Consider the following 14,153-nt stretch of genomic DNA (forward strand, 5'->3'; position numbering starts at 1 on the left):
GAGGCCCGGTTGAATCAGGCCGGTTGAATCAGGCGGGCCCGAAGGCGAATACCCGCTCCGGATCCCACTGCTCCCGCGCAGACTGCAGCCGCTCGAAGACGGCGGGCGGCCAGACCTTCTCGAACGCGGCCTTGTCGGCGAGGTCGCCGGCGAAGTTCACGTTCGTGATGGCCGAAACCCGTCCGCCGAGGGCCTGCGTGATCGCGAGAGCCCGGGCTGGCGCGGCCTCCGCGAACGTCGACGGATCGCCCGCCAGCAGGCTGAGCGTGTACCCGCTGTCGCGGCCGCCGACCGATGTTCCGTCCTCCGGGTCTCGAGCCGTCGCACCGCCGATCTGGCGGAGCTCGACCGCGAGGAACGGCGCACCGGATCCCGGTCCGGCGAGCTCCAGGATGACGTCGCCCGCATCCTGATCGAAGGTGTCGAGCATGAGGCCGCGGATCCAGGTGGGGCCGCCCTCCTCCGGGTCGTTGTGGATGCTCGCGACAGCGGTAGCCGGCATCTCGGCCACGAAGTCGAGGTAGACCGGCGCCGCATCCCGGATCGGGGCGAAGAGACGCTCGCCCTCCACCGGATCGCCGGGATAGGCGAAGCGGACGCTGAGGACGGTGCGGCCGCGCAGGGGCGGGGGCGGACCATCCATGTCCGGCACGTTCAGGAGGACGACAGAGGTGGTCGCCTCATCGGGGAGGTCGGCCGACCAGTCGATCCAGGCGCGGAACGCGGGCTCGATCGCATCCCCTTCGAAGAAGACGCTGCCGCCGTAGAGGGAGCGCAGCGAGACCAGCTCGAGGAGCATCTCCGTGACGACTCCGAGGCCGCCCTTCCCGCCGCGGAGGGCCCAGAAGAGGTCGGTGTTGGTCTCGCCGTCGGCCGTGACGACCGTGCCGTCGGCGGTGACCACGCGGAACCCGCGCACCCAGTCGGCGGTGAAACCGAATTGCCGAGCGAGCGGGCCGATCCCGCCGCCGAGGCTGTATCCCACGGCACCGACGTTGGTCGATGAGCCCGTGATCGGCGCCAGCCCGTGCTCGGCCGCTGCGACGATGACCGGCGCCCAGCGGACGCCCGCGCCGATGCGCGCGAGCCGCGTCTCCGGATCGACGGAGAGTTGGTCGAGCCCGCGGGTCGAGATGATCATCCCTCCGGAGATCGGGGCCTCGGCCCCGTGCCCGGTCGCCTGCACGCGGACCGGGAGGCCGGCGTCGCGGGCGAAGCGCACCGCTTCGACGACGTCGCCCTCGGTCGCGACGGCGACGACGATGTCAGGATCATGGCGGATCGCCGGGTTGAAACAGGACACCTCAGCGGCGAGCCCCTCCTCGCCGCGGGTGTAGACGGTTCCGTTGACGGCCTCGCGCAAGCGCGCGACAGCGGTCGTATCGAGTTCGATTCCCATGGGGGAAATGTAGGGGAGACGACCGACATACGGGAAGGCTCGGGCACGAGAAGGCCACCGTCAGCCGTGTGACGTAGCATTCCTCCATGACCGCCGTGCTGCCCGTTCCCCGCGCTTCCGGCGCGGACGCGGCGCCTGACGCAACGACGGTGTACCGCCCGAGCGAACCGCTCGATCTGGCAGGCACGCTCGCCCTCTTGGGCCGTGGACCGTACGATCCCACCACCGTGTGGGATCTGCGCGGGATGTGGCGCACCTGGCGCACGCCGGCGGGCGCGGCGACGCTCCGCATCCAGCGGCGCACAGCCGACGGCTCGATCGAGGCGGCGGCCTGGGGTCCAGGCGCGGAGTGGGCGATTGCCGGCGTGCCCGACCTGCTCGGGCGCAGCGACGACTGGTCAGACCTCGACGTGAGCGGGCACGCACTGCTGCGCGACAGCCTCCACCGCAACCCGGGACTGCGCCTTGCGCGCACCGGCCGGATGCTGGAGGCGCTCCTCCCGGCGATCATCGAGCAGCGGGTGACGAGCCTGGAAGCGTACCGCTCCTGGTCGCGCCTCCTGCGGTGGTACGGCGAGCCCGCGCCAGGGCCGGCGCCCGAGGGAATGCGGGTGATCCCCACGCTCGAGCAGTTGCGCGGCATCCCGTCGTGGGAGTGGCACCGGGCCGGGGTGGACCCGCGCCGGGCCCGCGCCATCCAGTCGGTGCTCGCCGTCGCGCCCTCGCTTGCGCGAGCGGTCGAACGAGCCGAGACCCTTGCGGCCGCGGAGTCGGCGCTGCAAACCATCCCGGGCGTCGGCCTCTGGACCGCGGCGGAGACGCTGCAGCGATCGCACGGCCACCCGGACCTCGTCAGCGTCGGCGACTATCACCTCGCGCATCAGGTGGGTGAAGCGCTCATCGGGCGCCGGGTCGACGACGAGGGGATGCTCGAACTGCTCGAACCGTGGGCGGGTCACCGGCAGCGGGTCGTCCGCCTGATCTTCGTGAGCGGATTCCGGTTCCAGCGCCGCGGACCCCGGGTCACGCTTCAGGACCACCGCTGGCACTGAGCGTGGATGCGGCGCGGTCCGCTAGCCCGTCGCGCCCGACCGGGCAGCCGCGTGCTCGGAACGCAGGTCGCGGTCCAGCTCCCGGCAGAGGGTGCGGTAGTGCTCCCTCATAGCGGGGACGTAGCTGCTGACGTCGGGCAGGGGTTTGTGGTCGTGCGCGGCCACCAGCCGGTCCAGGTAGTAGTCCCAACGTGGTCCGGAGTCGGCCTCGTCGATGATCGACCTCAGCCGGCGGCCGACGGTCACAGTGGTGTGGCCGCTCGCCTCGGTGAGGTGGGCGAACATCCGGTGGGACTCGCCGGCCGCACCGATGTCGGCGTGCAGGCGATGCGGCGCCGAGCACTCCAGCACCGAGACGTCCTCCCACTCGGCACCGTCACGCTCCGCTGTCATTCGCAGCTTGACCGCGCCCGTGGAGCCGGTTCCCTTGTACTCGCCCAGCCAGGCGCCGAGCCGCGGGGAGCGACTGAAGTAGGTCCACACCTCCTCGATCGGCGCTTTGAACATGCGATCGAAGACGAGGTAGACCCCGTCGTCCTTGCGGACCAGTCTTCCTGTCGGCTGCGGCATCATGGTGACCTCCGTCGGCTCAGCCTCTGGTGATCCACACCTTAGCCACGGTCGCCGCGAAACGGCAGGGGGCGGCTATGAGGGCTCTCAGTCTTCGAGGACGGCCATGGCGGCGTTGTGGCCGCCGAGTCCGCTGACGGCGCCCCCGCGCCGGGCGCCAGAGCCGCACATGAGGATGCGCGGATGCCGCGTGGCGACACCCCAGCGCTCGGCCGGCGTTCCGAGCGGCTCGTCGTCTTCGGCGAACGGCCAGGAGAGCGGGCCGTGGAAGATGTTGCCGCCGGGCATGTTGAGGGCCTGCTCGAGGTCGCGCGTGGTCTTCGTCTCGATGCACGGGCGACCGTCGGCGTCGGTGAGGAGCAGGTCTTCCACCGGCTCGGCGAGCACCGAGTTGAGGGAGGCGAGCACCGCATCCTGAAGCCGCTGCCTGGTGGCGTCGTTGTTCTCATCGGTCAGCCAGCGATCCGGCGTGTGGAGGCCGAACACGGTGATCGTCTGCGCTCCGGTGGCGGCGAGTTCGGGGTCGAGGATGCTCGGATCGGCGAGCGTGTGGCAGTAGATCTCGCAGGGGAGGAGGTCGGGCATCACACCGCGGGTCATGCCCGAGTACGCCTCCTCGAGCTGGGTGTACGTCTCGTTGATGTGGAAGGTGCCGCCGAAGGCCGCCTTCGGGTCGATGGCCTCGTCGCGGAGGCGCGGCAGACGCGAAAGCAGGAGGTTGACCTTCACCTGCGCGCCCTCGGCCCGCGGCCGGGGCGGCTGGGGGGTCTCGCCGAGCAGTGCGTCCAGGACATCGGGCGCCACGTTGGCGAGCACCCGGCTGCCGACGACCCGTCGCTCATGCCCGTTGCGGAGGTATTCGACCGTGCCGTCGGCGTCGATGCGCGTCACCTCCGCATCCGTCACGATGCGGGCGCCGGCCTCGCGGGCGACCCGGGCCAGTTCACCGGTGACCGCGCCCATCCCGCCGACGGGGACATCCCACTCCCCGGTGCCCTGGCCGATCACGTGATAGAGGAAGCATCGGTTCTGGTCGAGTCGGGGGTCGGAGAGGCTTGCGAACGTGCCGATCAGGGCGTCGGTGGCGACGACGCCGCGCACCAGGTCGTTCTGCAGGCGGGACTCGATGAACTCGCCGATCGGCTGCTCGACGAGGGCACGCCAGGCCTCGTCGTCTCCGACCAGCGCTTTGGCCTCGGACCGGGTCAGGAGGGGCTCGGTCACGGTGGGCCAGAGGGCGCGGGCGAGCCCGCCGGTGGTCTCGTACACGGCGTCGAAGGCTGCGGCGTCGTCCGCGGCGCCGATCCGGGCGAAGGATGCGGCGGTCGCTTGGGCGTCGGTGTTGTCGATCAGGAGGCCCGCACCGTCGGGGTCTCCCGGGACGGGAGTGTAGGAGGAGTACCGGCGCCGCACGAGCCGGATGTCGAGCCCGAGGTCCTCGATGATGCGCTGGGGGAGGAGGCTGACGAGATACGAATAGCGCGAGAGGCGGGCCTCGACCCCGTCGAACGCCTGGGCGCTGACCGCTGCGCCGCCGACCTCCTCCAACCGTTCCAGGAGGATGACGGACCTCCCCGCCCGCGCGAGGTAGGCGGCGGCGGTGAGCCCATTGTGCCCGCCGCCCACGATGACGATGTCGTGCGTCTGGGTGGCGGGCGAAGAGGAGCGGTCGGTCATGGGAACGACTCTAGCCGCGGTGGAGAACAGGCAGTTCTCCACAACTTCAGGTCGCTTCCGAGCCCGTCCAGCACCGGGTAATAGTGTCGTCATCATGGTCGACACAACGGATGGCGCCGAGGCGCGCCCGGCGACGATCGCTCACGAGGCGGTCGAGCTGGTGCAGCGCTGGCTCGCCGAGAGCAAGCACGGCAACGGGGCTGACGCGCCCCCGAGGGATCCCGCTGCGGAACGGCTCGCCGGAGTCCTCAGCGACCCGCACGGGCTGGAGTTCGCCGTGGGGTTCGTTGACGGTGTGGCCCGGCCTCAAGACCTGTTCGTCGCCGGGTACAACCTGCAGCGGGTCGCCAAGCGCATCCCCGCCTTCCTGCCCTGGTACATGCGGCTCGCGATCTGGCTCGGTGGGGTGTTCGGGCCGGTGCTGCCGTGGGTGGTCATCCCGATCGCTCGGCGGGTGCTCCGTCGCATGGTCGGCCATCTCGTCGTGGATGCGACGCCCGAGAAGCTCGGGCCCGCGATCGAACGGCTCCGGGCGCCCGATGACTCGGAGGGCCACGGCGCGCGCCTCAACCTCAACCTGCTCGGCGAAGCGGTGCTGGGCGAGAAGGAGGCCGAGCGCAGGCTCGAGGGCACTCGTGCGCTGCTTGCGCGCGACGACGTGGACTACGTGTCGATCAAGGTGTCGTCCATCGCGTCTCAGCTGTCGATGTGGGCGTTCGACGAGACCGTCGAACGCGTGGTCGACCGGCTGACCCCGCTCTACGAGCTCGCCGCCGCATCCCCGACGCCGAAATTCATCAACCTCGACATGGAGGAGTACCGCGACCTCGACCTGACGATGGCAGTCTTCACCACCATCCTCAGCAAGCCGCAGCTGCTGGGCCTGGAGGCGGGCATCGTGCTGCAGGCCTACCTCCCGGATGCCCTCGATGCGATGCAGACGCTCACGGAGTGGGCGACGCAGCGGCGCGTCGCCGGCGGCGCGCCCGTCAAGGTCCGGGTGGTCAAGGGCGCCAACCTGGCGATGGAGCGAGTGGATGCGACCATCCACGGGTGGCCGCTCGCCACCTACGGCACGAAGCAGTCCACCGACGCGAACTACAAGCGGGTGCTCGACTGGTCGCTGACGCCGGAGCACACGGACGCGGTCAAGATCGGCGTGGCCGGTCACAACCTGTTCGACATCGCCTACGCGTGGCTGCTCGCCTCAAGGCGCGGTGTGACCGACCGGATCGACTTCGAGATGCTGCTCGGCATGGCCACGGCACAGGCCGAGGCCGTCAAGCGCACGGTCGGCGGGCTGCTGCTCTACACGCCGGTGGTCGACCCACGCGAGTTCGACGTGGCGATCTCGTATCTGATCCGTCGGCTGGAGGAGAACGCCAGCCCGGAGAACTTCATGTCGGCGGTCTTCGAGCTCGCCTCCGACACCGAGCTGTTCGAACGGGAGAAGCAGCGCTTCCTGGCGTCCGTGGCCGAGTTGGAAGCAGACGGCGGGCCGCGCGGGGCGGCGCCCGTGCCGAATCGGCAGCAGGACCGCACCCGGGAGTGGGAGGAGGCGTCAGCGCCCTCCTTCACGAGGCCGCCCGCCCCAGAAGCAGCGACAGCACAGGCGGAAGGGCTCACCAGTGTCGTGCTCGGGCTGACGCGAGGCTCCGGTGGTATGGAGGTGCCGACCGAGTCGGGCGCCTTCAGCAACGCGCCCGACACCGATCCATCGCGCGCTGCCAATCGGGCCTGGGGACGCCGCATCCTGTCGCGCTCTGCGGATTCGGCGATCGGCGTGGACACCATCACAGCCGCCGTCGTGGACGACCCGGCGCGTCTCGACGCGATCATGGAGGGAGTCGCGAACGCCGGTGGCGAGTGGGGACGGCGAAGCGGGCACGACCGAGCAACCCTGCTCGATCGGGCCGGGCACGCGCTGGAAGCCAACCGCGACCGCCTGATCGAGGTGATGGCGGCCGAGACCGGCAAGACGATTGCCGAGGCGGATCCGGAGGTGAGCGAGGCGGTCGACTTCGCCCACTACTACGCGACCCGCGCCCGCGAACTGGACGCGGTCCAGGGAGCTCGGTTCATCCCGGCCGCGCTGACTGTCGTGGCTCCGCCGTGGAACTTCCCCGTCGCGATTCCGGCGGGGTCCGTGCTCGCGGCGCTCGCCGCAGGCAGTGGCGTCATCATCAAGCCGGCGCCTCAGGCTCGCCGATCAGCGGCAGTGATGGTGGAGGCGCTGTGGGAGGCGGGCATCCCCCGCCAGCTCCTCGCCCTGGTCGACGTGGCCGAGAACGAGCTCGGCCGGCACCTGATCTCCGATCCACGGGTGAATCGCGTAATCCTCACCGGGTCGTATGACACGGCCAAGCTGTTCCGTTCGTGGCGTCCGGACCTCCCGCTCCTCGCCGAGACGAGCGGGAAGAACGCGATCATCGTCACGCCGAGCGCCGACTACGACCTCGCCGTCTCGGACATCGTGAAGAGCGCATTCGGGCACGCCGGCCAGAAGTGCTCCGCCGCGAGCCTCGTCATCCTGGTCGGATCGGCGGCGACCTCAGAGCGGTTCCGCAATCAGCTGGTGGATGCGGTGACCAGCCTGCGCGTCGGCTACCCGCAGGACCCGGTCGCTCAGATGGGACCGCTCATCGAGCCGGCCTCGGGCAAGTTGCTGCATGCGCTGACCACCCTCGGAGCGGGGGAGGAGTGGCTGGTCGAACCGCGGCGGCTCGACGACTCCGGTCGCCTGTGGTCTCCGGGCGTTCGCACAGGCGTCCAGCCCGGGTCGTACTTCCATCTCACCGAGTTCTTCGGGCCCGTGCTGGGCATCATGACGGCGCGCGACCTGGAGGAGGCCATCCGGTTCCAGAACGCGGTCGAGTACGGACTCACCGCCGGCCTGCACTCGCTCGATTCCGACGAGCTCGCCCTGTGGCTCGACACGGTCGAGGCCGGAAACCTGTACGTCAACCGGGGCGTCACCGGCGCGATCGTCCGCCGGCAGCCGTTCGGCGGCTGGAAGCGGTCGTCTGTCGGCGCGGGGGCCAAAGCCGGGGGCCCGAACTACCTGCTGGGTCTCGGTACCTGGGTGCCGGAGGCGGGTCACTCGAGTTCGAGCCTGCACCTGCGTGGACTCGAGCCACGCGTCACTCAGCTCATCGAGTCCGGGCAGTCGTCGATGGACTACCCGTCGTTCGACCTGGTGCGGCGATCCGCGCTCAGCGACGCGATCGCGGTGGCCACCGAATACCACCGCGTCACCGACGTCTCGGCCCTCGGTGTCGAGCGGAACCTCTTCCGCTACCGGCCGGTGCCCGTGGCCATCCGGCTCTCCGAGGGCAGCTCGCTGCCCGAATTGCTGCGGGTGATGGCGGCCGCCACGGTCGCACGTGCGCCGTTCACGGTCAGCACGCCTGCCAGGCTGCCGAAGGGGATGCTCGCGGTGCTGCGAGAGCGAGAGGTGGAGGTCGTGGTCGAAAGCGACGCGCACTGGCTATCGCGGGTGCGGTCGCGCCGGATCACGGCTCACCGCATCCGGCTCATCGGCGGCGACCCCGCGGCGCTCGCCGCGGCGCTGGGCGGGACCCCGGATGTCGCCGTCCACAGCGGGCCGGTCACACCGTCCGGGCGCATCGAGGTGCTCACCTTCCTGCACGAGCAGGCCATCTCGATCACGAACCACCGCTTCGGAAACCCCACGCACCTCTCCGACGAGGTGCTGTGAGAAGTGAGCGCTCGCGTACTGTGGCAGCTATGACGACATCCATCCCCTCCCTTCCCCTCGATGGCGGCGGCAGCATCCCCCAGCTGGGCCTGGGGACGTGGCCGCTCGACGACGCAGAGGTGCGGAAGGCCGTCGTCGCGGCCGCGGAGATCGGCTACCGGCACGTGGACACGGCGGTGAAGTACGCCAACGAGATCGGCGTCGGTCGCGGCCTCGCCGACAGCGGGGTGCCCCGCGACGAGTGGTTCGTCACGACCAAGCTCGACGGCGTCTACCAGGGCGACGACCGCGCGATGGGCGGGCTCGACGACAGCCTCCAACGGCTCGGGCTCGACTACGTCGACCTGCTCCTCATCCACTGGCCGCTACCGCAACGCGATGAGTACGTCTCGACCTGGGAGACGTTCATCCGTCTGCGCGACGCCGGCAAGGCGCGCGCGATCGGCGTCTCCAACTTCAAGCCGGCCCACATCGACCGGATCATCGCCGAGACCGGGGTCGCCCCCGCCGTCAACCAGATCCAGCTGAGCCCGGCGATCCCACGCCGGGAGCAGCGTGCCTACGACAGCGACCACGGCATCGTCACCGAGTCGTGGAGCCCTATCGGAGGGACCGGCGACCTCCTGGCCGAGCCCGTGCTCGCCCAGCTCGCCGACAAGCACGGCCGGACGCCCGGGCAGATCGTCCTCCGCTGGCACGTGCAGAACGGGCTCGTCGCCATCCCGAAGTCGCGGAACCCCGAGCGTATGGCCGAGAACCTCACGGTGTTCGACTTCGAGCTCGACGCCGACGACCTCGCCGCGCTCGAGGCGCTGGACGAGGGGCCGGACGCGGGTGTCGACTCCGACCGCACCGGACACTGAGTCCGGCGCAGTCGGCTGGCGACCGCCGCCTCAGTCGCGTCGCAGCGGCAGGGTAACGGTCGCCGTCAGCCCCGACGGTGACGCGTTCGCCAATACCACACGGCCGCCAGCGGCCTCCGCCAAGGCGCCCACGATGGCGAGCCCGAGCCCACCACCCGACTGGCCGGTGCGGGCGCCGTCGGCGCGCGTGAAGCGGTCGAGCGCCACGGGGATGAACTCCTCCGGCATGCCCGGCCCCGAATCGCAGACCGTGAGCACCACGGCTTCACCGCCGTCGTCGTCCGTCACCAGCTCCAGCTGCGCGGTCACTGTCGCATCCGGGCGCTCGCCGTCGGACGAGCGGATCGCCGTGATGGCGTTCCCGAGAAGGTTGTCGAGGATCCGGCCGAAATCCGTCGGGGACAAGGCCACCCGTGCCCGCGCATCCGGGCGCCGCCTGGGGTCGTACTCGAAGTCGACCGAGATCCCGGCCGCCTCGTCGTCGCTGCTCACCAGCAACCGCGCCCGATCGATCGCGTCGGTCAGCTCGTCGACCAGGGTGCGCCAGTCGATCCGCCCGCTCGATGGGCCCGCCTCGATCCGCGACAGCTCCAGCAGGTTGTTGGCGAGCGCGGCAAGCCGGATCGCCGTCGCGTGCGACGAGCGGACGTCGGCCAGCAGCGCGTCCGGATCTCCGGCATCCAGCTCGGCCAGCTCCAGCTGCCCCCGAAGCACTGCGAGCGGTGTGCGCAGTTCGTGGCTCGCATCCGACACCATCTGCCGCTCGCGATCCGCCGACGCCCGCAGCCGCAGGATCAGGTCGTTCAGGGTCGTCGCCAGTTCGGAGAGCTCGTCCTGGGCGGGGCCGACCGGCAGCAGCCCGGCCTCCTCCGGGGTCGAGCCGGCGATCCGGTCCGCCTGCTCCCGCATCCTGCTCACCGGCCGCAGCGCGGTGCGCGCGAGCAGCCACGACGCCGCCCCGAAGGCGAAGATCAGGATACCCGCGCCAGCCAGCAGCGCGGCCGTCAGCCGGTCGAGGATCAGCGCCGTCGTCTCATCGTTGCGAGCCGCGACCACATGCATGACGCCGTCGGACGTGGTGACGCTGCGGCTGAGGACGAGGTAGTGGTCGTCACCGACCTGCACCTCGCGGGGGTCCTTCCCCTGGTTGATCAACCGCGCGAGACGGTTCTCGAGCGCCTCCGGCATTGTCGACGCGAGGACGGAACCCTGTGCATCCACGATCGCCAGCTCCTGGCCGCCACCCGGCAGATCGAAGGGACCGGACGGTTTCGACAGGAGCGACTGCGCGGGCGCGACCACGTCGTTGTTCAGCAGCGTGACCGTGGCGTTGTGCAGGATGGACGACACCCCGATGCGGATGACGACGACGGCGACCAGTGCGAGCAGGGCGGCGACGACGAGACTGCCGATCGTGATCCGCGCCGTGATCGACAGGCGCCGCACCCAGTTCACGGCGTCGAAGCGGTGTTGTGCGTGGTCGGTGTCGGCTCGGCCGCGCCGGCTGCTCGGGTCCGGTCGACCGCGTTGCGGGCGTCCAGCCGGTAGCCCCGACCGCGTTCCGTGACGATGGAGAGCCCGGCGCCCGCCGCATCCAGCTTCTTCCGAAGGTACGACACGTACTGGTCGATGACGTTGGTTCCGATGTTCTCGGTGGTGCCCCACACGGACTCGAGGATGTCGGACCTCGACAGCGTCTTGTCCGGGTTGGTGGCGAACAGGCGCAGGAGGGTGAACTCGCGCCGGCTCAGCGGCATCTCGTGGCCGGCGACGAGCGCCTGGTGCTCGTGCGAGTCGATGGTGAGCCGGCCGACGCTCACCTGCGGCCGCATGCCGGTCGGCTCCCGCCGGAGCAGTGCCCGCACCCGGGCGGCGAGCTCGGCGAACGCGAACGGCTTGGTGAGGTAGTCGTCGGCTCCCGAGTCGAGGCCGTGCACGCGGTCCTCGATGGCGTCGCGTGCGGTGAGCAGCAGGATGGGCATCGGGTTCGCCGCCTCCCGGATGTGGCGGCACAGCTCGAAGCCGCTCATCCCGGGGAGCATGACGTCGATCGCGGCGGCCGAGAAGGCGTCGCCGCGGAGCGCGATGAGCGCATCCACGCCGTTCGTGACCAGGGTGACGTCGTAGCCCTCGGCAGCGAGGCCCCGCTGGACGAGGCCTCCCATGTCCGGATCGTCTTCGACAACGAGCAGCTTCATGCGCCCATCGTGCCACTGTTGGCCGTGCCGCCGCTCCCACCGCCCCGCAGCAGGCCCTGCGCGGGCTGAAGGTTCTCGAAGGAGGACGCTCAGTCTTCCTCGACGACCGACTTCAGCTCCTGGAGCACCATGGCCCAGTTGGCGCTCATCCTCTCGGCTTCTGCGTCGTCCGCGCAGCCGTCCTGCGTGATGGTGACCCGGGTGCCCTCGCCGTCGTCGGCGAGCAGGTACGACACCGTCTGGTAGCTCTCCGGCACGTCCGGTTTGCCGCTCAGCGGGCTGTAGTAGCTGGTGACGAGGCGGTCGCCTGGCACGATTTCGAGGATCGTGCCCTTGTCCTCGTACGGCCGGCCCTCCCACTCGCCGCGGTAGACGATGGGGCTGCCCTGCTGCCAGTCGGTCGAGACCCGGCTGCCGAACAGGAAGCGTGCGATCGTGTCGGGGTCGGTGAGCGCCGTCCAGAGGCGCTCGCGTGAGGCGTCGACGTGGACGTCGGTTCGTGCTGTCGTGCTCATGGGGTAAGTCTCGCGCGGCCCGCGGTCGGGCGTCTTGAAGTTTCGCGACGCACCGGCGGCCGCGTCGTCAGGCGTGACCGCGGTTGATCAGCCGCGAGAGCACGATCGCGCTGCGGGTGTGATCCACGTTGGGCGCGAGGCGCACCTTCTCGAGGGCGGCCTCCAGGCTCGGGATGTCGCGCGAGCGGATGTGGACGATCGCATCGGCGCTGCCCGTCACGGTTCCGGCATCGACGACCTCGGGGACGGCGGAGAGGATGCGCAGCAACTCTTCGGGTGAGACCGTGCCGCGGCAGAACAGTTCGACGTACGCCTCGGTGCTCATCCCGTCGATCGCCGGGTCGACCTGGATGGTGAACCCGCGGATCACGCCGTCGGCCACCAGCCGGTCCACACGCCGCTTCACGGCGGAGGCGGACAGCCCGACGACGGAACCGATGTCACCGTAGCCCGCCCGCGCGTTCTGACGGAGGAGGTCGAGGATGCTGCGATCGAGGTTGTCCACGTGCCGAGCTTATGGTGAATCGTTGCGTAGAGGTGAGGGAAGTGGCCGTATTGTGCGCCGCGCGCACGATCTGACACACCACCGTGCGCCATAGCGAGACCAAAGCGGGCGTTCACCCGGGACTCGGACGGTGGGACCATGGGCGCCATGAGCGAAACCGACACCGCCCCGTCGCGACGCGAGGACGACTCCAGTCACGGCTTCTTCGGGCAGCCGCGGGCCCTCTCCAACATCTTCGGCGTGGAGATGTGGGAGCGGTTCTCCTTCTATGGCATGCAGGGCATCCTGCTCATCTACCTCTACTACTCGGCGGAGCAGGGCGGCCTGGCGATCGACCAGCCGACGGCGGCTGGGGTCGTCGGCGCGTATGGCGGCGCCGTCTACCTCTCCACCATCCTGGGGGCGTGGCTCGCCGACCGGCTGTTCGGTTCGGAGCGGGTGCTGTTCTGGAGCGCGGTCGTCATCATGGCGGGGCACATCTCGCTCGCGTTGATCCCCGGTGTGGCGGGCGTGCTGGTCGGCCTGCTGTTCGTCGCCCTCGGTAGCGGAGGGCTCAAGGCGAACGCGACCCGGATCGTCGGCACGCTGTATTCGGAGAAGGATCCGCGGCGCGACGCCGGCTTCTCGCTGTTCTACCTCGGCATCAACCTCGGCGCCTTCTTCGGTCCGCTGCTCACCGGGTTGCTGCAGACGACGCTGGGGTTCCACTGGGGCTTCGCGCTGGCGGCGGTCGGGATGGCGATCGGGCTCATCCAATACTCCTTCGGTCGCAAACGGCTTCCGGAGGAGGCGCGTCATGTGCCGCATCCCCTCGAGCGCTCCCGGTTCGGGCTGGTCATCGGCGTCGGCGTCGGCGGGGTGATCGTGATCGTCGTCCTGGTGCTCACCCACGTCATCAACGCGTTCAACCTCGCGTTGTGGGTCATCGGCGTCACGATCGTCGCCGCCATCGCCTACTTCGTGGTGATCATGTCGTCGCGTCTGCTGAGCGCGGAGGAGCGGAGTCGCCTGGTCGCGTTCATCCCGCTGTTCATCACCAACGCCGCCTTCTGGTCGCTGTACCAGCAGCAGTTCACCGTCGTCACGATCTACTCGGACGAACGGTTGAACCGGAACATCTTCGGCTGGGAGTTCCCGGTCTCGTGGGTGCAGTCCATCAATCCCATCTTCATCATCGTGCTGTCGGGCGTCTTCGCCGCCATTTGGACGAAGTGGGGCGAGAAGCAGCCGTCGACACCGATCAAGTTCGCTGCGGGGACGGTGCTGATGGGGCTCGCCTTCTTCCTGTTCCTGATCTGGGCGGGCGGAGGAGCGAACAGCACTCCGCTGCTGGGTGTCGTCGCCATCCTGTTCGTCTTCACCGTGGCCGAGCTGCTGATCTCGCCCGTGGGGCTGTCGGTGACGACGAAACTCTCGCCGCGCGCGTTCCGGGCGCAGATGGTGGCGCTCTACTTCCTGTCGGTGGCGCTCGGCACGGCGATGGCCGGCCAGCTGGCGAAGCTGTACACGCCGGCGACCGAGGGGATCTACTTCAGCGCCATCGGCGGCGTCGCGATCGTGATCGGCGTGCTTCTGGCGTTGGTCAGCCCGTGGGTGCTCCGGATGATGCGTGGGGTGCGCTGAGGTTCGGCTCCGCTGAGGTTCGGCCGCGCTGCG

Annotated in this window: 11 protein-coding genes; 4 read left to right on the top strand and 7 right to left on the bottom strand. The window is 69.9% G+C overall.

The features are described from left to right. Positions 1-28: 28 nt before the first annotated feature. A complete protein-coding gene (locus AB7E03_RS14325; RefSeq protein WP_489942019.1) occupies positions 29-1,399 on the bottom strand; it encodes an FAD-binding oxidoreductase in 1,371 nt (456 codons plus the stop codon). A gap of 86 nt (positions 1,400-1,485) precedes the next feature. Here AB7E03_RS14325 and AB7E03_RS14330 point away from each other — a divergent pair, with 86 nt between their 5' ends. Beyond that, entirely contained in the window at positions 1,486-2,451 is a 966-nt protein-coding gene (locus tag AB7E03_RS14330) for a DNA-3-methyladenine glycosylase family protein (protein ID WP_489942020.1), read from the top strand. A 21-nt stretch (positions 2,452-2,472) separates the two neighbouring features. Here AB7E03_RS14330 and AB7E03_RS14335 read toward each other — a convergent pair whose 3' ends face one another. Together AB7E03_RS14335 and AB7E03_RS14340 are read right to left on the bottom strand one after the other, a co-directional pair. After that, entirely contained in the window at positions 2,473-3,024 is a 552-nt protein-coding gene (locus AB7E03_RS14335) for an SRPBCC domain-containing protein (protein ID WP_489942021.1), read from the bottom strand. An 84-nt stretch (positions 3,025-3,108) separates the two neighbouring features. Next, the gene (locus AB7E03_RS14340) at positions 3,109-4,698 is read right to left on the bottom strand and encodes a phytoene desaturase family protein (RefSeq protein WP_489942022.1); all 1,590 of its coding nucleotides are present in this window, start codon (positions 4,696-4,698) and stop codon (positions 3,109-3,111) included. A 94-nt stretch (positions 4,699-4,792) separates the two neighbouring features. Between AB7E03_RS14340 and AB7E03_RS14345 the strand changes: the two genes are divergently transcribed. Next, the gene (locus tag AB7E03_RS14345) at positions 4,793-8,416 is read left to right on the top strand and encodes a proline dehydrogenase family protein (protein ID WP_489942023.1); all 3,624 of its coding nucleotides are present in this window, start codon (positions 4,793-4,795) and stop codon (positions 8,414-8,416) included. Between the two features lie 29 nt (positions 8,417-8,445). After that, positions 8,446-9,279, top strand: coding sequence for an aldo/keto reductase (locus tag AB7E03_RS14350; protein WP_489942024.1), 834 nt, complete (start codon positions 8,446-8,448; stop codon positions 9,277-9,279). A 30-nt stretch (positions 9,280-9,309) separates the two neighbouring features. On the opposite strand, the gene AB7E03_RS14355 is transcribed toward AB7E03_RS14350, so the two are convergent. From AB7E03_RS14355 to AB7E03_RS14370, 4 genes are all read right to left on the bottom strand, one after another. Beyond that, the gene (locus AB7E03_RS14355) at positions 9,310-10,734 is read right to left on the bottom strand and encodes a sensor histidine kinase (RefSeq protein WP_489942025.1); all 1,425 of its coding nucleotides are present in this window, start codon (positions 10,732-10,734) and stop codon (positions 9,310-9,312) included. Then, complete coding sequence (locus tag AB7E03_RS14360; protein ID WP_489942026.1) at positions 10,731-11,477, bottom strand: response regulator transcription factor; 747 nt, start codon at positions 11,475-11,477, stop codon at positions 10,731-10,733. Before AB7E03_RS14360 ends, AB7E03_RS14355 begins: the two co-directional genes overlap by 4 nt. Before the next feature lie 89 nt (positions 11,478-11,566). Continuing rightward, a complete protein-coding gene (locus AB7E03_RS14365) occupies positions 11,567-11,992 on the bottom strand; it encodes an SRPBCC family protein (RefSeq protein ID WP_489942027.1) in 426 nt (141 codons plus the stop codon). A 67-nt stretch (positions 11,993-12,059) separates the two neighbouring features. Beyond that, positions 12,060-12,497, bottom strand: a complete 438-nt coding sequence (locus AB7E03_RS14370) for an Lrp/AsnC family transcriptional regulator (protein ID WP_089915549.1) — start codon at positions 12,495-12,497, stop codon at positions 12,060-12,062. A gap of 138 nt (positions 12,498-12,635) precedes the next feature. On the opposite strand from AB7E03_RS14370, the gene AB7E03_RS14375 reads away from it, so the two are divergent. Then, on the top strand, positions 12,636-14,120 hold the full coding sequence (locus AB7E03_RS14375) for a peptide MFS transporter (protein ID WP_489942028.1): 1,485 nt from the start codon (positions 12,636-12,638) through the stop codon (positions 14,118-14,120). The last annotated feature ends 33 nt before the right edge of the window (positions 14,121-14,153 follow it).

It is taken from the genome of Leifsonia sp. RCC_180 (genome assembly GCF_058138205.1).